The sequence below is a fragment of the Paeniglutamicibacter sp. NPDC012692 genome, from assembly GCF_042901625.1.
In the GTDB taxonomy this organism is placed as follows: domain Bacteria; phylum Actinomycetota; class Actinomycetes; order Actinomycetales; family Micrococcaceae; genus Paeniglutamicibacter.
Genome location: NZ_JBIBDE010000006.1, coordinates 21,651 through 38,733 on the forward strand (window position 1 = coordinate 21,651; position 17,083 = coordinate 38,733).

The window sequence follows — 17,083 nt, forward strand, 5'->3', positions numbered from 1 at the left end:
GAATGGGGCCGGATGAAACCGGAAAACACACGGTTTTCAGGCACCCTTATGGGACAAGCGAAAATGTGGTTCACAAGGGGTTTGCGCCCATTTTTGGTCCGGTACTCATTCGGAGTCGGGGTGTTTCATCTGCCATGCATGCAAGAGCCCAGTGTTGTCTGCGGCGACTCCGGAAATTTTCGATTGTTACATGCGCAACACTGGTAGGTGACCCGCGGTTGCGGAGTATGACAGGCATTTTGAAAAAAGCGCGTGGTAGCCGAACCGGACCAAAACGGGTTCAAAACTGGCAGAAGAAGAGTCCGGAACGGGGCGTGAAGCCGCCGGTGCCGTGTCTGAGCAACGGGTCGGAAACTATTGCATAAAATACGGGTTTCATGCCATGGGAATCCCCGCGGGGAACTGACTCGCGCAAAGGCGTGCTCCTGGCAAGGTCGGTGCTACGGCGCTTCGGGCGATTTCACGGAAGCGATCGCTGGCGGGAGGCCGGACGATGCCCTGAAGCGGGGCGGGCACGGGCGATGCTTTGCCGCCGCACTAGATTTGAGGAGCGGTGGCCGACTTGGAGCTGCACGAGGAGCATCCGTGGGTGTGACGCCGCCTCGGTGATGCCTATGTATGCGTGCGTGATCGTGCCGTTCCTGACGACGAGGGTGCTTCGCACATGGAGCAGGTCACCTTCGAACCTGAACATCGGCAGGCCCAGCGGCAGCGAGCGAGAATCCTGCAAACGAACTGCGGCCTCTCACCGGCATTCGGTGTTTTGGCTTGAGTGCCCGTTGACGCGGAATCCGATGTCCGCATAGTCCGCCGAAAGGTCGCGGAACTCGCACGATTCCCGAGTGCATCCTTTTGCCCCGGCGACAAGCGACCACTCCGGTGGTTCGACGCGATCTTGACGCACTATCAGCGCGTAGATGAACAGCACGGTTGAACCGACCGAAAAGTCGGCCGGTTCAACCGTTTCCCCGGTCGCGGCTGGTAGGCAGGTCTGGTCGCCGGGCAACCTGAATGAATCCGGATCCGAACACGCCAAGGCGGGCGCGAACGCTTCATCTCCGGCCGGACGAAGGACGTCCTGGGCAACCAACTGATCATCAAAAACGAGGCGACCGCGAAACTCGGCCAAGACCGGCCCTCCGCCGAAATTGGCGCAGTCGTCGCAGGAGTTAGGAAAGAGGAAAAACGCCGAGTTGGCCTTTCGGGTCGAGCGAGCCAAACCACGCAATCCCGGCTGGACTGCGGCTCCCCGGCGAGTGCGGACAGCGGTGGGTGCGCTCGGGTTCCCGCAGGAAATATCAGGGCAGGTCGAGGGAAACAACAGCCATGAACCCGCGGCCGCTGATGCGCGGCGAATCGTCCTCGCCGCCAACGACGGTGTCGCGCAGTTCAACCGCGCGTTCGGATTCGGCCTGGATGACCACGGCCTTGCCCTGGAGCAAGACTCCGAACTGTGAGCCGAAGAGGTGCTGCTCGCGCTTCCTCGAAAGTTCGACGATCCGGACGTTGCCGCGCACGGCGCCGGTGCGGGTGATCAAGTTCAAGGCCAGCACCTCACCGGTGGGCAGGGCCGCGCTGGTGGCGCTGCCGCCATGGAACTTCAACGGGCGGAATAGCTCCACGGCCTGCTTGCTTCCGTCGATGCTGAGCTCGAGCAATTCGCCGGCGATCACCGTCAACGTCCGGTCGAACCCGTCATACGGCGTGAAATCGCCTGCCTTCTCGATGGAAGCGACGCTCAAGCGCCAGTCCCAGTCCTCGGAAGTTGCGGGAACCAGTGTGCCGTCGGCGTCGAGGTTGCCCGCGGCGATATCGCGGACCTGGCCTTGGGCTTGCCCCCACATCTTCTTGGGCGCGTTTGCAAGGGGAATGATCGCGCCGGTTGCCAGCGTGGGATTATTCATGTGACGAGCTTAGTTGGAAATGCACGCGCCGATGAGCACCACGACGCCCATGATGGCCAGCGCGCCGGAGGAGATTCGTTCCAGCCAGATGCCGACGGTCGGGCTTTTGAACCAGGCCACGGCACGGGCGGCGACGAATGTGAGGGCCATGAGGTAGGCGAAGCCAATCACGGTGTACACCAGACCGAGCAGCAGCGCAGAGGTCAACAGGTTGGAACCGGCCGGGATGAAGGGCGGCATCAGGGCCAGGAACAGCAAGCCGAGCTTGGGGTTCAGCGCCGAGGACAGCATGCCGGCCCGGAACGATTGCGGGATCGTGAATTCCCCGGTGCCGGAGGCAATGGAGCGCGTGGCGGTCCGGGCCGTGGCGGCGGAAGCGCCGGCCAGGAATCGGGCCTTGATCAGGGTTCCAAGTCCGAGGTACAGCAGGTACAGTCCGCCGACAACCGCGATGCCCCGGTGGATCGCCGGGTAGGTCTTCAGCAACGCCGCGACACCGATGCCGGCCAGTGCCGCCCAGCCCATGATCGAGACCATCATGCCAGCGGCGGCTGCCACGCCGTTGCGCGGTCGGTTGAGGGCGTAGCGAAGCAGCAGAAAGGTATCGGGACCCGGCGTAAGAACAACAACGAGCGCAATACCGGCGAAACCAAGAAGGGTGGAGATCGGCATGTCAACCATTATTAGGGCATGCACTGCTCTAAAGACATTCGCAGAGTTTTTCGGGAAGCACTTGTGAAACCGCGATCTTGGGCGATCCCGCTTCCTGTCCTTTGTCCCGGTCCGGGGACGGGATATGGGATCCGCAGTGGTCGCGGAACGCCGGCGGCCTGCCTGATGGGGGATCCTAGTGGGAAACGAATGCCCCGACGAGCACCACGGCACCCATGACGGCCAGTGCGGCGGAGGACACGCGCTCCAGCCAGATGCTGACCGCCGGACTCTTGAACCAGGCCATGGCCCGGGCCGCGATGAAGGTCAGGACCATGAAGTAGGCGAAGCCGATCACCGCGAACACGGCGCCGAGTGTCAACGCGGAAACCAGCATGTTGGAGCCGGCGGGAATGAACGGTGGCATCAGGGCCAGAAACAGCAGGCCGAGCTTGGGGTTCAAGGCCGAGGAGAGCGCCCCCGCGCGGACCGACTGCATGAGCGTGAATTCCGTGGTGCCCGCGGCGGTGATGGACCTGCTGGTGGTTCGTGCCGTCGCAGCGGTGGCCCCGGCCAGGAACCGTGCCTTGACGAAGGAACCGAGCCCCAGGTAGAGCAGGTACAAGCCGCCGACAACGGCGATTCCCTGGTGGATGGCCGGGTACGTCTGCAGCAAGGCGGCCACGCCAAGTCCGGCAAGGGCCGCCCAGAGCATGATCGAAACCATCATGCCCAGCGCGGCCGCGACGCCGTTGCGGGGACGGTTCAGGGCGTAGCGAAGCAGCAGAAACGTGTCGGGACCGGGTGCAAGAACAATGACCAGCGAGAGCCCGGCGAAACCAAGAAGGGCGGAAAACGGCATGCCTCCCATTATCCGTGCCGGTGGCACGTCCGCGAAAAGCGGGGGCCCGGTCCAATGAGAGCAGCCATGAGCCGGATTGATGGAAGGACGGATGCCGCTATGCGCTGCCTGGCTCCAGGGAGACCACGGCCAAGAGTCCGCTGCCGCTGATGGCGGGAGACGGTTCCCCGCCGCCCACGACGGTGTCGTAGCGCTCCAAGGAGCGCTCGCCGGCATCGCCATCCTGCAACCGCGCCCGGCCCTGAAGCAGGACGCCAAGCTGGCCCGCGGCAAGCTTCCGCGGGTGCTCCGGCGACAGTTCGACGAGGTCTACCTGTCCGTAGACCGTTCCGGTGCGGGTGATCAGGTTGAAGTCCCTGATCGGCCCGGCGGGCAGCGTGGCACTGGTGGTGGCTCCGCCGTCGAAGCGCAGCGGTGTGTACCTGCCCAGCCGCCGCGCGACCCCGTCGATGGTGATCGCCAGACCTTCGCCCTCGAGGATGGTCAGGATCCGGGTCATGCCGGCGAATGACGAGAAGGGCCCCTCGCTTTCCACATCGGCAATGCTCAGCCGCCAGTCCCAATCGTCGCCGGGTACGGATTCAAGGGACCCGGCGACGTCCAACTTCCCCGAGGCGATCTGCCGGGTCACCCCGCCGCCGTTGCGCCAGGGTGCGGGACTGATCCCGGAATAGGCGATGACGGCGCCGGGGTGCAGGGGCAGGTGCTGTGAGGCATCCATTGGGGGTGGTCCTTCGTTGGTTTGCGGAGGAGGCTAGGCCAGCGGGGCCGCGAGCACCGAGTTTGCGGCCGCCAGCAGCGAACCGTCGGTGACCAGCTCGAACACGGACTCGATCTCGGGGGAGATGAAACGGTCGGTTCCCGGACCCTCAACCTTAGTGCGGATTGCTTCGCGCACCGAGGTGATGACGGGCGAGGACTTGGTGGACGCCAGGCCGCCGTCACGCATGTCCAGGGCCCGGGCGCTGGTGAGCAGCTCGATGGCCAGCACGCGGGCCAGCCCGTCGATGGCCTTGCGCAGCTTGAGGCCTGCGTGCCAGCCCATGGAGACGTGGTCTTCCTGCATGGCGGAGGACGGGATGGAATCCACGGAGGCCGGGACGGCCAGACGCTTGAGCTCGGAAACGATGCCAGCGGCCGTGTACTGGGCGATCATGTGCCCGGAGTCGACTCCCGGGTCGTCGGCCAGGAAGGCGTTCAGGCCGTGGCTGCGGGCGGTGTCCAGGAAACGGTCGGTGCGGCGCTCGGAGATGGAGGCGAGGTCGGCGACCGCGATGGCCAGGAAGTCCAGCACGTAACCCATCGGGGCGCCGTGGAAGTTGCCGTTGGATTCGACGCGGCCGTCGGGGGTGACGACCGGGTTGTCGATGGCCGAGGCCAGCTCGATGGAGGCGACGTTTTCGGCGTGGGCAAGCGTGGCACGCACCGCGCCGTGCACCTGCGGGGCGCAACGGAGGGAATAGGCGTCCTGCACGCGGGTGAACTTGTGCGCCCCGGCCTTCTGTTCGGCCAGCAGTGCGGAGCCGGCGAGCACGGTGCGCATGTTGGCCGCGGAGTCGATCTGGCCCGGGTGCGGGCGCAGTGCGTGCAGGTCGGGGGCGAAGACATCGTCGGTGCCCAGCAGGCCCTCGACGCTCATCGCGGCGGAAAGGTCGGCGATGCTGATCAGATCGCGCAGGTCGGACGCGGCCATCAGCAGCATGCCGAGCATGCCGTCGGTGCCGTTGATCAGCGCCAGTCCTTCCTTTTCGGCCAGCACGACGGGCTCGATGCCGGCCGCGGCAAGGGCCTCGGCGGCGTCGACGAGTTCGCCGGCGGCGTTGCGGACCTTGCCCTCGCCCATGACGGCCAGGGCGCAGTGCGAGAGCGGGGCCAGGTCGCCGGAGCAGCCCAGCGAGCCGTACTCGCCCACGACTGGGGTGATCTGTGCGTTCAGCAGCGCGGCGTAGGTCCTGGCAACGACAGGGCGCACGCCGGTGCGGCCGGTGGCCATGGTGGAAAGGCGGTTGAGCATCAGGCCGCGGATGACCTCGCGGGAAACCTCGGCGCCGGAGGAGGCCGCGTGCGAGCGGATCAGCGAACGCTGCAGCTGGGCGCGCAGCTCGATCGGGATCTGCTTGGTGGCCAGGGCGCCGAACCCGGTGGAGACGCCGTAGTGCGGGACGGTGTCGGTAACCAGGGCGTCGATGACGGCGCGGGATTCCTCCATGGCGGCCAGCGATTCGGCGGAGAGCTCGACCGGGGCGAGGTGGCGGGCGACGTTGACGACTTCGCGCGGAAGCAATGCGCCGGTCGAGACGGTGACTGCACCGGTGGAGAGGGTGATGCTGGCGTTCATGTGCTTTCCTTCTTGAGTTCAGGTACCTGTGGTTTTGTGCGAGTCAAAATTTGCCCCGCTCTTGCCAATGGGTGAAATTAGCGTTTCAATAAGTGAAACGCATAAGCCGGTTCGGGGCAACCCCTCGGCCGGTGCGGATTGGTTCAAAGGTGCAAAAAGCACTCGCGAACAAGTACACCCAGAAACATCTTTAGTGGAGGATATCCCCGTGGCTGAACCAGCGACCAGGACCGTGGAACGTGCACTGCAACTCTTGGGAGCAGTATGTGACGCCGGTGCGGTCTCCCTGGCCGGGGTCGCCCGTGAGACGGAACTTTCCGCTTCAACGGCGTTGCGCCTGCTGCGCACCCTGGAAAACAGCGGATTTGTCCGCAAGGACGAGGACGGCGAATACCGCCCCGGCCTCCGGCTGGTCCAGCTCGGCGCGCAGGCGCTGAGCCACGAGTCCTTGATCCACTTGGCGGCACCGGCCTTGCAGCGCCTGGTGGATGCCACGGGGGAGTCGGCCTACCTTTCGGTGCGCGGACACCACGGCACCGGAAACGACCATGCGGTCTACCTGGCCATCGCGGAGGGCACCCACTCGGTGCGCCACGCCTCGTGGGTGGGCCGCAGCGTGCCGCTGGAGGGATCCAGCCTCGGCGTGGTCTTTGCAGGGCAGACCCCCGAAAGCGGCTACGCGGTTTCCGATCGCGGCGTCGAGGAAGACGTCACGGCCATCGCCGCCCCGCTCCGGCAGCCGGGCGCGCCCGGCGCCATCGACCACACCGGCCCGGTGGCCGCCATCTCGGTGGTGGCTCCGAGCTACCGCATGACCCCCGAGGGGATCGCGCGCATCGGAGGGCTGGTTGCCGCCGAGGCACGCGCGCTCTTCGGGGCCGACGCGGCGAACCCTTCCGCGAACCAAACGGCAACACCCGGCGAGCAGCAACCGGCACTCACCAACCACCAGTAAGCAGCAAGACAAGCACCCATCCAGCAACACCAGGACCAGGAGAACAGATCCATGAGCTTCACCCAGCACGATCCCACTCGCGTCATCCGAGCCCCGCGCGGCACCACGTTGACCGCAAAGTCATGGGCCACCGAGGCCCCGCTGCGCATGCTGATGAACAACCTCGACCCGGAGGTCGCCGAGCGCCCCGAGGACCTGGTTGTCTACGGCGGCACCGGACGTGCGGCCCGCTCGTGGGAGGCCTACGATGCGATCATCAAGACGCTGACGGACCTGGAAGAGGACGAGACCCTGCTGATCCAGTCGGGCAAGCCGGTCGGTGTCTTCCGCACCAACAAGTGGGCGCCGCGCGTGCTGATCGCCAACTCCAACCTGGTCGGCGATTGGGCCACCTGGCCCGAGTTCCGCAAGCTGGAGGCCGAGGGCCTGATGATGTACGGCCAGATGACGGCCGGTTCCTGGATCTACATCGGCACCCAGGGCATCCTGCAGGGCACCTATGAGACCTTCGCCGCGATCGGCGTGAAGCGCTTCAACGGCACGCTCGCCGGCACCCTGACGCTGACCGGCGGCTGCGGCGGCATGGGCGGCGCCCAGCCGCTGGCCGTCACCCTGAACGGCGGCGCCTGCCTGATCGTCGACGTCTCCGAGGACCGCCTGCGCCGCCGTCTGGGCAAGCGCTACCTGGACGACGTGGAACTGGACCTGGATGCGGCAATCGCCAAGGTCACCGCCGCGAAGAACGAGGGCCGCGCGCTCTCGGTCGGCTACGTGGGCAACGCCGCAGAGGTCTTCCCGGAACTGCTGCGCCGCCAGAAGGCCGGCGAGGTCGCCATCGACATCGTCACCGACCAGACTTCCGCGCACGACCCGCTGAGCTACCTGCCGGTCGAATACACGCTGGAACAGTGGGACGCCGAGGCCCAGGCCGATCCGGTGGGCTTCACCAAGAAGGCCCAGGTCTCCATGGCCCGCCACGTCGAGGCGATGGTCGGCTTCCAGGACATCGGCGCCGAGGTCTTCGACTACGGCAACTCCATCCGCGACGAGGCCCGCCAGGGCGGCTACGACCGCGCGTTCGAATTCCCGGGCTTCGTCCCGGCCTACATCCGCCCGCTCTTCTGCGAGGGCCTCGGCCCGTTCCGCTGGGTGGCGCTCTCCGGCGACCCGGAGGACATCCGCGTCACCGACGAGGCGCTCAAGGAGCTCTTCCCGGAGAACGAGCACCTGCACCGCTGGCTCGACGCCGCCCAGGAGCACGTCGAGTTCGAGGGCCTGCCGGCCCGCATCTGCTGGCTGGGCTACGGCGACCGCGCCAAGGCCGGCGTGCTGTTCAACAAGCTGGTTGCCGAGGGCAAGGTCTCCGCGCCGATCGTGATCGGCCGCGACCACCTCGACTCGGGCTCGGTGGCCTCCCCGTACCGCGAGACCGAATCCATGAAGGATGGCTCGGACGCCATCGCCGACTGGCCGCTGCTCAACGCCCTGACCGCCACCAGCTCCGGCGCCACCTGGGTCTCGATCCACCACGGCGGCGGCGTCGGCATCGGCCGTTCCATCCACGCCGGACAGGTATCCCTGGCCGACGGCACCGAGCTGGCCGCCGCCAAGCTCGAGGCGCTGCTGACCAACGACCCGGGCATGGGCGTGATCCGCCACGTGGACGCCGGCTACGAGCGCGCCATCGAGGTCGCGCACGAGCGCGGCGTGCGCATCCCGATGTCCGAGTAACATCGGGCAGCGAGAAGCAAGCCGAACACCACCGCCGGGCAAGACGGCCCGGCAGCAACGACGTGCGGGCGCAGCAACGGCCACGCCCGCACGTCGTTGCATCCGCCAGCCCGCCGAAGAACACCCCGCGCCCGTCGAAGACCGGCGCGTGAGAGACGAAAGAGACGACCAGCCAGTGAGCACAGTAAATTCCCTGATGGCAGCGATCAGCGACGAGGGGCGGGACGCCAAGCGCGGCGGATACTCGCGCCCCGTGTACTCGCCGGCGGAAATCACGCTGCGCGAATGGTTCGTCGCCGAGGCCCGGGCCCGCGGGCTCGAGGTCTCCACCGACGCCAACGGCATCATCTGGGCCTGGTGGGACCTGCCGGGTTCCGCCAAGGACGCGGTATCCCGCCGCGGCGCCCTGGTCACCGGCTCCCACCTGGACTCGGTCCCGGGAGGCGGCGCCTTCGACGGGCCGCTGGGCGTGGCCAGCGCGCTGGCCGCCTTCGACGTGCTCGCGGCACGCGAGGCCGGCGGCGAGCTGCAACGCAACCGGGCGCTGGCGCTCACCGTGTTCCCGGAGGAAGAGGGCTCGCGCTTCGGCGTGGCCTGCCTGGGCTCGCGCCTGCTCACCGGTGCGATCGACCCGGCCAAGGCGCTGAACCTGCGCGACGGCTCCGGGAACACCTTTGCCGACGTCGCCGCGGCCAACGGGCTGGACCCGGCGCTCATGGGCCGGGACGAGGCGACGCTGGCGCTGATCGGCGACTTCATCGAGCTGCACGTGGAGCAGGGGCGCGGGCTGAACGCCGAGGAATTCACCGACGCCGCGGGCCGCGGGCCGGCCGTGGCGATCGGCAGCTCCATCCTGGGGCACGGGCGCTGGCGGCTGAGCTTCAGCGGCCAGGGCAACCACGCGGGCACCACGCTGATGATCGACCGGGCGGACCCGATGGTCGCCGCGGCCCAGCTGGTCGTCAAGGTCCGCGAGGTCGCGCGTGCCCAGGCCGACGCCCGGGCCACGGTCGGGCGGCTCGAACCCGTTCCCGGAGGCACCAACGTGATCGCCTCCCGGGTGGACCTCTGGCTGGACGTGCGCCACCCGGACGACGCCGTCACCGCCATGCTGGTGGAGAAGATCCACGGGCAGGCCCAGAAAATCGCCGCGTTCGAGGGCTGCTCGGTGACGCTCACCGAGGAATCCCTCTCCGGCACCGTGAACTTCGACCCGGCGCTGACCCGCGCGCTGGAGCAGTCCGTGCACCGGCTCATCCCCGGAGCCCCGCTGCTGCCCACCGGCGCCGGGCACGACGCCGGCGTGCTGGCCGCAGAGGTGCCCTCCGGCATGATCTACGTGCGCAACCCCTCCGGCATCAGCCACTCGCCGGAGGAATACGTGGAAAACGACGACGCCGATGCCGGTGTCGCCGCCCTCGCCGACGTCCTGGAGGACCTGCTGTGAGCTGTTCATCCGGCGCCGCCGCCAACACCGTCCGGGTCTCCGCACCCGTCAACGCGCATTCCCACGCCTTCCACCGGATCCTGCGCGGACGCACCCACGAGGGGGCAGACGGGGGAGCAGGCACCTTCTGGACCTGGCGCGAGCACATGTACGCCGCGGCCCACTCGCTGACCCCCGCCGGGTACCAGCAACTGGCCACCGCGGTCTTCGCGGAGATGGTGGCCACCGGGTACAGCGCCGTGGGGGAGTTCCACTACCTGCACCACCAAAACGACGGCACGCCCTACGGGGCGGAGGGATCCGACACGGAGCCGCACGCCATGGAGCTCGCCCTGGGCCGAGCCGCGCTGGCCGCCGGCATCCGGCTGGTCCTGCTGGACACCTGCTACCTGCAGGGCGGGTTGGCCGCCGACGGTTCGGTGCTGCCGCTGGATGAGACCCAGCAACGCTTCAGCGACGGCACCGCCGCCGGCTGGCTCGAACGCCACGGCCGCCTGGCAATCGCGTTCAAGGAACTCGACGCCGGGGCGGGCCTGCTCACCCTGGGGGCCGCGATCCACTCGGTGCGCGCGCTGGCCCCGGCCGACCTCGAACTCATTGCCTCCCGGCTGGATCCCACGCTGCCGCTGCACGTGCACCTCTCCGAGCAGCCGGCGGAAAACCACGCCTGCCGCAACGCCTACGGGCTGAGTCCCACCGGGTTGCTGGAACGCTCCGGACTGGTTGACGCGCGGCTCTCGGCGGTGCACGCCACGCACCTGAGCGAGGCCGACATCGCGGCGCTGGGCGGCGGCAATGCCGGCATCGTCATGTGCCCCACCACGGAGGCCGACCTGGGCGACGGGATCGGCCCGGCCCGCGAGCTGGCCGACGCGGGTGCCAGCATCTGCCTGGGCAGCGACCAGCACGCGGTGCTCGACCCCTACCTCGAGCAGCGCGCCCTGGAGCACGGGGAGCGCCTGCGCAGCGGACAGCGGGGTCGCTTCTCGCCCACGGAGATTTCCGCGGCCGCCCGCGAGGCCGGACTGCGCTCGCTGGGCCTGCCGGAAAACGACGACCACATCGTCGTGGCCATCGACTCGGTCCGCACCGCCGGATCCCGGCCCGCCCAGCTCTCGCTCACCGCCACCGCAGCGGACATCGCCGAGGTCCACATCAACGGGGAACTGGTGGCCGTCAGCGGCATCCACACCCGGCTGGGCGATCCCGCAGCACTGTACGCAGCCTTCTTCGACACCCACCCGGAGTTTTCATGAGCACCACGCTGATCACCAACCTGTCCGAGGTCTTCACCGCCGACGCTGCGCAGTCGGTCATCCGCGACGCGGCAATCCTCGTCGAGGGTGAGACCATCGCCTGGATCGGCCCGCTCGCCGACGCCCCGGAAGCGGACACCGTGGTCGACGCCGGCCACCGGGCCGCGCTGCCGGGCTGGGTCGACTCGCACACGCACCTGGTCTTCGCCGGGGACCGCAGCCAGGAGTTCGTCGCCCGCATGGCGGGACAGGACTACGCTGCCGGCGGCATCGCCGTCACCACGGCCGCCACCACCGCCGCCAGCGACTACGACCTCACCCGACTGGTCATGGGCAGGGCGGCAGAGGCCCTTGCCGGCGGCACCACCTACCTGGAGACCAAGACCGGCTACGGACTCAGCGTGGAGGAGGAGGCGCGCCACGCCCGCATCGCCTCCACCGTGGCCGACCAGGTGACGTTCCTGGGCGCGCACCTGGTTCCCGCCGGGATGGACGCACAGGAGTACACGGACCTGGTCTGCGGGGAAATGCTTGAACGCGTGGCTCCCTACGTGCAGTTCGCCGACGTCTTCTGTGAACGCGGCGCCTTCAACGAGGCCCAGTCCCGCCAGGTGCTCGAGGCCTGCGCCAAGGCCGGGCTGGGGCTGCGGGTCCACGGCAACCAGCTGGGCCCGGGCCCGGGAACGCAGCTGGCCGTCGAATTCGGGGCCAAGAGCGTCGACCACGTGAACTACCTCGATGACGCGGATGTGACGGCGCTCGCCGGTTCCTGGAAGAACTGGGATGCGGCAACCCGCACCGGTATTGCGGGGACCGTTGCCACCTGTCTTCCGGCCTGCGACCTGTCCACCCGCCAGCCGCTGGCACCGGGCAGGGAGCTGATCGACGCCGGCGTGCAGATCGCCCTTGCCTCCAACTGCAACCCCGGCACCTCGTACACCTCGTCGATGGCGTTTTGTGTGGCCACAGCCGTATTGCAGATGCACCTGAGCATCGAAGAAGCCATCACCGCGGCCACCTACGGGGGAGCCCTGGCCTTGGGAGTGGAGGCCAAGGTGGGGTCGCTCGAGGTCGGCAAGCGGGCAGACATCCAGTTGCTGAACGCGCCGAGCGTTGCGCACCTGGCGTACCGACCGGGCATGAATCTCACCGGTCCCGTCTTCCGGGCGGGGATCCTGGTGGCCGGGAAACTTTAGTCACTGCTTCGTGTCGTCAAGCGCCTTCGTGATAAACAGGAGCATGGCTATTACTGCATTCAAAGGAACCCCCGTCCAGACCATCGGCGAGCTGCCGGCCGTTGGCGCCCTGGCTCCCGAATTCGCCCTCACCGGCACCGACCTCGGTGATGTCACCAACGAAGGCCTGCGTGGCAAGCGCGTAGTGCTGAACATCTTCCCGTCCGTGGACACCGGCACCTGCGCCGCCTCGGTTCGCCGCTTCAACGAACTTGCAGCCGGCCTGGATAACACCACCGTCGTGTGCGTTTCCGCCGACCTCCCGTTCGCCCTGGGCCGTTTCTGCGGTGCAGAAGGCATCGAGAACGTCGTTCCGACCTCCGTCTTCCGCTCCGACTTCGGTGCCGACTTCGGCCTGACCCAGGTCGAGGGCCCGCTGCGCGGCCTGCTCGCCCGCGCCGTCATCGTCCTGAACGAAGACGGCGAGGTGATCCACAACGAGATCGTTGAGGAAATCACCATCGAGCCGAACTACGATGCAGCTCTTGCAGCACTCGTCTAATTCCCGGTAGTAACCGCGAAAAGCGCCAGCCGGCGCAGCCTCCCACCGTCACCGGTGCGGCTGCTGCCGGCTGGCGCTTTCCCGTTTAACGATTCGGGGAGATTTGCGTGGGTGCCGGATGCCGATGGCGCCGCGGGAGGTAATTGCGGTCGATTCGCAATCGAACCACGGCGAGTTTTTATGATCGCTAGACAAGTGAAACGATCATAAGCAATCATAGTAGGGAAGATCTTGCCATTCCCCGACGCGACCGCGTGTCCGGGGTCACACTAGGAGGCCGCCTTGAGCGACAACACCCAGCTCGGTTACCACATGGACATCGAACTCACCTCGCAGCCGGAAATGTGGGACCGCGCAATCGCCCAGGCCAAGGCCGAGAACCTGTTGCCCGCCGACGGCGCTCGCGTGGCGGTCGTCGGCTGCGGCACCTCCTGGTTCATGGCGCAGTCCTACGCCACGGCCCGCGAGGCGTCCGGCAAGGGCGTCACGGATGCCTTCGCCGCATCCGAGGCCTTCATCGCGACCCGCGACTACGACGTGCTCGTGGCCATCACCCGCTCGGGCACCACCTCCGAGGTCCTCGCCCTGCTTGACGAGCTGGACGGCTCGATCCCGACCGTGGCCGTCATCGGCGACATCACGTCCCCGATCGTCGGGAAGGTCGACGCGGTCGTGGAGTTGCCGTACGCCGATGAGGAATCGGTCGTGCAGACCCGCTTCGCCACCACCGCCCTTGCCTACCTGCTCACCAGCGTCGGCGTCGACCTGACCGACGCCGTGGCAGATGCCCGCGCCGCCGTCACCGCCGAGACCCCCGCCGAACTGATCGATGCCGAGCAGTTCACCTTCCTCGGTCGCGGCTGGACCGTCGGCCTGGCCCACGAGGCCGCGCTGAAGATGCGCGAAGCAGTCCAGGGCTGGACCGAGTCCTACCCGGCCATGGACTACCGCCACGGCCCCATCTCCATCGCCGCCCCGAACCGCGTGACCTGGATGCTGGGCAACGAGCCCGAAGGCCTGGCCGGCGACATGGTTCGCACCGGAGCCCTGTACATCAACAACGAGGTGCACCCGCTGGCCGAGCTGGCCCGCATCCACCGCGTCACCCTGGACCGCGCCCGCGCCCGCGGCATGAACCCGGACGCGCCGCGCAACCTGACGCGCTCCGTCATCCTCACCGAAGACGCCTAAGTAACGACCGGGGTGCCGCACACCATGAATCCTCCCTACCTGCTCTTTGACGTCGGTGGCACCGACATCAAGTCGGCGCTGGCCGACGACGCGGGAAACCTGATGGGCATCCGGCGGGTCCCGACCCGCCGGGGCACCCCCAACCCGGCCGAGTCGCTGGTCGAGCAGCTCCACGGCCTGGGTGCCGAGCTCCTGGCGGAAACGCCGTTGGTCCGGCCCGAGGCCGTGGGCCTGTTGGTCTGCGGCATCGTCGACGAGGCGCAGGGGCTCGGCGTTTTCTCCGCGAACCTCGGCTGGCGCGACGCCCCGTTGCGGGACATGGCGTCCAACGCCTTTTCCCTGCCCGTGGGATTCGGCCACGACGTGTCCACAGCCGGAGCGGCCGAACTCCAATTCGGGGCCGGAGCCACGTTGGGAACCAAGGTCCGCAACGCGGTCATGCTCGTCATCGGGACGGGCATTGCCGCCGCGCTCTTTGTCGACGGTCGCCCGCTTTCGGCCGGAGGGTATGCGGGGGAGCTGGGCCACTCGGCCGTGCCCGGCGGGCTCGAATGCCCCTGCGGCGCGCACGGGTGCCTGGAGACCATTGGTTCCGCCGGCGCCATTGCCAAGCGGTACTCCCTGGCCAGCGGCACGCAGGTGCGCGGGGCCCGCGAGGTGCTGGAGGCCATGACCGCCGGAGACCCGATTGCGGCAAGGATCTGGGACGAAGCGATCGAGGCGGTTGCCTTCTCGATCGCCCAGCTGTGTGCCTCGATCGCCCCCGAGGTCGTCATCATCGGCGGCGGACTGGCCCAGGCCGGCGAAGCGCTGCTGGAACCGCTGCGCCGCTCGGTGCGAAGCAAGCTCTCCTACCACCGCGAACCGCTCATCGTCCCCGCGCAGCTGGGCGAGGACGCCGGCTTGCGCGGCGCCTTCCTCAAGGCCAGGGAAGCGCGGGGGGCCGGGGCATGATCCTGACGATTACCCCGAACCCCGCGGTCGACGAGACGTACGGCCTTGAGGTCCTGGATGTCGGCGGGACCAACAGGGTCGATGCCCCGTTGCGCAGGGCCGGCGGCAAGGGCCTGAACGTTGCCCGTGTCGCCCATGCCCAGGGCGTCCCCGTCATCGCGTTGGCACCCGTGGGCGGGCCCAACGGGGAGGCGTTCACCCGGGAACTGGAGGCGGCGGGAGTCGAACACTCGCTGATCCAGGTTGCCGCCGAGACCCGGCGTAGCTTCGCCCTGGTCGAGCACGCCACCGGCCGCACCACCGTGGTCAACGAACGCGGCGGTGCGCTGGATCCGGCGGAGTGGGACGCCATCCGTGCGCAGATCGTTAAGCTGCTGGACCAAGGCGTCACGGTCCTTGCCGCTTCCGGGTCGCTGCCCGAGGGCGCCGACGAGGACTTCTACCCGTGGTGCGTGCGCGAGGCCGAACGCCGAGGGATCCCCAGCATCATCGACACCTCCGGGCCCGCCCTGCTGGCCGCTGCGCGGGCCGGAGCCACCGTGCTCAAGCCCAACCACCACGAGCTCCAGGAAATCACCGGAACCGACTCGCTCGAGGCCGGCGCCGCATTCCTGCTAGAAGCCGGCGCCAAGCACGTCTATGCAAGTGCCGGCGAGGACGGGCTGCTCCATTTTGCCGCCGAAACCCCCGGGCAATGGGCTTCCGCCCGCCTGCCCGAGCCCCTGGTGGGCAACCCCACCGGCGCCGGCGATTCGGTGGTTGCCGCCATCGCCGTGGGCCTGCACCTGCGCGAGGACCACGATTCGGTGATTCTCCCCCGGGCGGCGGCCTGGTCCGCCTCCGCAGTGCTCATGCCGACGGCCGGTGAGCTGCATCCTTCGCACCCCGACCTGGCCCAGGCGCTCATCCTTACATCCTCCACGGCGCGCTAGCCGCACCGGCAGCACGCCTCCTCCACTTGAAAGGACGCACCCACAGTGCCCCTGGTCAACACCGCTGAAATCATGAATGCCGCCCGTGCCGCCAACACCGGCCAAGGCGCCTTCAACGTCATCCACCTGGAGAGCGCCGAGGCGCTGATCCGCGGCGCCGAGCTGGCGCAGGCCCCGGTGATCCTGCAGATCTCCGAGAACTGCGTGAGCTACCACGGAGGCCTTGAGCCCGTCGCACTGGCCACGCTTGCCGCGGCCCGCAACGCCGGCGTTCCGGTTGCCGTCCACCTCGACCACGCCGAATCCGAGGACCTCGCACGCGCTGCGGTTGACCTGGGCTTTGGCTCGATTATGTTCGACGGCGCGCACCTGGACTACGACCAAAACGTAGCGGCCACCCAGCGCGTGACCGACTACGCCCACGCAGCGGGCGTCTACGTTGAGGCGGAGCTGGGCAAGATCGGCGGCAAGGACGGTGCCCATGCACCGGGTGTGCGCACGGATCCGGAGGAGGCGCTCTCCTTCGTAGCCGCCACGGGCGTCGACGCCCTGGCCGTCGCGGTGGGATCCTCCCACGCCATGCTTGACCGTTCTGCTGCGCTGGACACCGACTTGATCGCCCGCATCAGGGCGGCACTGGACGTGCCGTTGGTGCTCCACGGTTCCTCGGGCGTCAGCGACGAGAACATCGTCTCCGCGATCAACGCGGGCATGACCAAGATCAACGTCTCCACGCACCTCAACGGCTTCTTCACCCGAGCCATCCGCCAGTACCTTGAGGAAAACCCCGAGGTGGTGGATTCGCGCAAGTACCTGGCGCTCGGCCGTGACGCGATGGCCGAGGAGACCGCTCGGCTCTTGACGCTTTTTGCAGGCAAGGCCCTCTAAGCCAGGCTCGTCCGACGCTCGTGCCCCGACCGAAACATCGGCCGGGGCACGCCTGCCTCAATTCCGTGATCGTGCCGTTCGGCGATGAATCGCGCCTAATGAACCCTCGAAAATCATGCTTAAACGCGAAGTTTTGAACTCGCGGGGAAATGTAGCCGGTTTGTGACCCGCTCCACTTGACCCTGTGGTGACAGTCACAGCATAATCAAGTCATATGTACTTTATTGCTCGTTCTAG

The 17,083-nt window shown here is 67.8% G+C and carries 16 protein-coding genes; 10 read left to right on the forward strand and 6 right to left on the reverse strand.

The genetic code is table 11. The features are described 5' to 3' along the window. Positions 1-745: 745 nt before the first annotated feature. The 6 genes from ACFY5D_RS17895 to hutH all read right to left on the reverse strand — a co-directional run bounded on the left by ACFY5D_RS17895 (position 746) and on the right by hutH (position 5,755). The gene (locus ACFY5D_RS17895) at positions 746-1,219 is read right to left on the reverse strand and encodes a hypothetical protein (protein WP_387532964.1); all 474 of its coding nucleotides are present in this window, start codon (positions 1,217-1,219) and stop codon (positions 746-748) included. A gap of 79 nt (positions 1,220-1,298) precedes the next feature. After that, entirely contained in the window at positions 1,299-1,904 is a 606-nt protein-coding gene (locus tag ACFY5D_RS17900; protein WP_387532967.1) for a HutD family protein, read from the reverse strand. 9 nt (positions 1,905-1,913) lie between these two features. Next, positions 1,914-2,576 (reverse strand): LysE family translocator, encoded by a 663-nt coding sequence (locus ACFY5D_RS17905; RefSeq protein WP_387532970.1) that lies wholly within the window; start codon positions 2,574-2,576, stop codon positions 1,914-1,916. Positions 2,577-2,751: 175 nt separating this feature from the next. Further along, complete coding sequence (locus ACFY5D_RS17910; protein WP_387532973.1) at positions 2,752-3,417, reverse strand: LysE family translocator; 666 nt, start codon at positions 3,415-3,417, stop codon at positions 2,752-2,754. A 97-nt stretch (positions 3,418-3,514) separates the two neighbouring features. Continuing rightward, positions 3,515-4,138, reverse strand: a complete 624-nt coding sequence (locus ACFY5D_RS17915; RefSeq protein WP_387532976.1) for a HutD family protein — start codon at positions 4,136-4,138, stop codon at positions 3,515-3,517. A 33-nt stretch (positions 4,139-4,171) separates the two neighbouring features. Then, positions 4,172-5,755: a histidine ammonia-lyase gene (gene hutH, locus ACFY5D_RS17920; protein ID WP_387532979.1), complete on the reverse strand. Its 1,584-nt coding sequence runs from the start codon at positions 5,753-5,755 to the stop codon at positions 4,172-4,174. Positions 5,756-5,963: 208 nt separating this feature from the next. On the opposite strand from hutH, the gene ACFY5D_RS17925 reads away from it, so the two are divergent. The 10 genes from ACFY5D_RS17925 (at position 5,964) to ACFY5D_RS17970 (ending at position 16,846) form a co-directional block, all read left to right on the forward strand. Continuing rightward, positions 5,964-6,710, forward strand: a complete 747-nt coding sequence (locus tag ACFY5D_RS17925) for an IclR family transcriptional regulator (RefSeq protein WP_387532982.1) — start codon at positions 5,964-5,966, stop codon at positions 6,708-6,710. A gap of 51 nt (positions 6,711-6,761) precedes the next feature. After that, on the forward strand, positions 6,762-8,441 hold the full coding sequence (gene hutU / locus ACFY5D_RS17930; RefSeq protein ID WP_387532985.1) for a urocanate hydratase: 1,680 nt from the start codon (positions 6,762-6,764) through the stop codon (positions 8,439-8,441). 175 nt (positions 8,442-8,616) lie between these two features. Beyond that, entirely contained in the window at positions 8,617-9,888 is a 1,272-nt protein-coding gene (locus tag ACFY5D_RS17935; protein ID WP_387532987.1) for an allantoate amidohydrolase, read from the forward strand. Further along, on the forward strand, positions 9,885-11,144 hold the full coding sequence (locus ACFY5D_RS17940; protein WP_387532990.1) for a formimidoylglutamate deiminase: 1,260 nt from the start codon (positions 9,885-9,887) through the stop codon (positions 11,142-11,144). The genes ACFY5D_RS17935 and ACFY5D_RS17940 overlap by 4 nt, the downstream gene beginning before the upstream one ends. After that, entirely contained in the window at positions 11,141-12,340 is a 1,200-nt protein-coding gene (gene hutI / locus ACFY5D_RS17945) for an imidazolonepropionase (protein ID WP_387532992.1), read from the forward strand. The genes ACFY5D_RS17940 and hutI overlap by 4 nt, the downstream gene beginning before the upstream one ends. Before the next feature lie 43 nt (positions 12,341-12,383). Continuing rightward, entirely contained in the window at positions 12,384-12,881 is a 498-nt protein-coding gene (tpx, locus tag ACFY5D_RS17950; RefSeq protein ID WP_387532995.1) for a thiol peroxidase, read from the forward strand. 282 nt (positions 12,882-13,163) lie between these two features. Continuing rightward, entirely contained in the window at positions 13,164-14,072 is a 909-nt protein-coding gene (locus tag ACFY5D_RS17955) for an SIS domain-containing protein (protein WP_387532998.1), read from the forward strand. A gap of 24 nt (positions 14,073-14,096) precedes the next feature. Then, on the forward strand, positions 14,097-15,026 hold the full coding sequence (locus ACFY5D_RS17960; protein ID WP_387533001.1) for an ROK family protein: 930 nt from the start codon (positions 14,097-14,099) through the stop codon (positions 15,024-15,026). Beyond that, positions 15,023-15,958 carry a 1-phosphofructokinase family hexose kinase gene (locus ACFY5D_RS17965; RefSeq protein WP_387533003.1) on the forward strand — a complete coding sequence of 312 codons (936 nt, stop codon included), beginning with the start codon at positions 15,023-15,025 and terminating at the stop codon, positions 15,956-15,958. The genes ACFY5D_RS17960 and ACFY5D_RS17965 overlap by 4 nt, the downstream gene beginning before the upstream one ends. 45 nt (positions 15,959-16,003) lie before the next feature. Continuing rightward, entirely contained in the window at positions 16,004-16,846 is an 843-nt protein-coding gene (locus ACFY5D_RS17970) for a ketose-bisphosphate aldolase (protein WP_387533006.1), read from the forward strand. Positions 16,847-17,083 lie beyond the last annotated feature (237 nt).

Bases quoted from the DNA above. Each gene is read 5' to 3' on its own strand.
- tpx (WP_387532995.1), top strand. From the start codon at position 12,384: ATGGCTATTACTGCATTCAAAGGAACCCCCGTCCAGACCATCGGCGAG.
- ACFY5D_RS17905 (WP_387532970.1), bottom strand. From the start codon at position 2,576: ATGCCGATCTCCACCCTTCTTGGTTTCGCCGGTATTGCGCTCGTTGTT.
- hutI (WP_387532992.1), top strand. From the start codon at position 11,141: ATGAGCACCACGCTGATCACCAACCTGTCCGAGGTCTTCACCGCCGAC.
- hutH (WP_387532979.1), bottom strand. From the start codon at position 5,755: ATGAACGCCAGCATCACCCTCTCCACCGGTGCAGTCACCGTCTCGACC.
- ACFY5D_RS17900 (WP_387532967.1), bottom strand. From the start codon at position 1,904: ATGAATAATCCCACGCTGGCAACCGGCGCGATCATTCCCCTTGCAAAC.
- ACFY5D_RS17960 (WP_387533001.1), top strand. From the start codon at position 14,097: ATGAATCCTCCCTACCTGCTCTTTGACGTCGGTGGCACCGACATCAAG.
- hutU (WP_387532985.1), top strand. From the start codon at position 6,762: ATGAGCTTCACCCAGCACGATCCCACTCGCGTCATCCGAGCCCCGCGC.
- ACFY5D_RS17915 (WP_387532976.1), bottom strand. From the start codon at position 4,138: ATGGATGCCTCACAGCACCTGCCCCTGCACCCCGGCGCCGTCATCGCC.
- ACFY5D_RS17965 (WP_387533003.1), top strand. From the start codon at position 15,023: ATGATCCTGACGATTACCCCGAACCCCGCGGTCGACGAGACGTACGGC.
- ACFY5D_RS17910 (WP_387532973.1), bottom strand. From the start codon at position 3,417: ATGCCGTTTTCCGCCCTTCTTGGTTTCGCCGGGCTCTCGCTGGTCATT.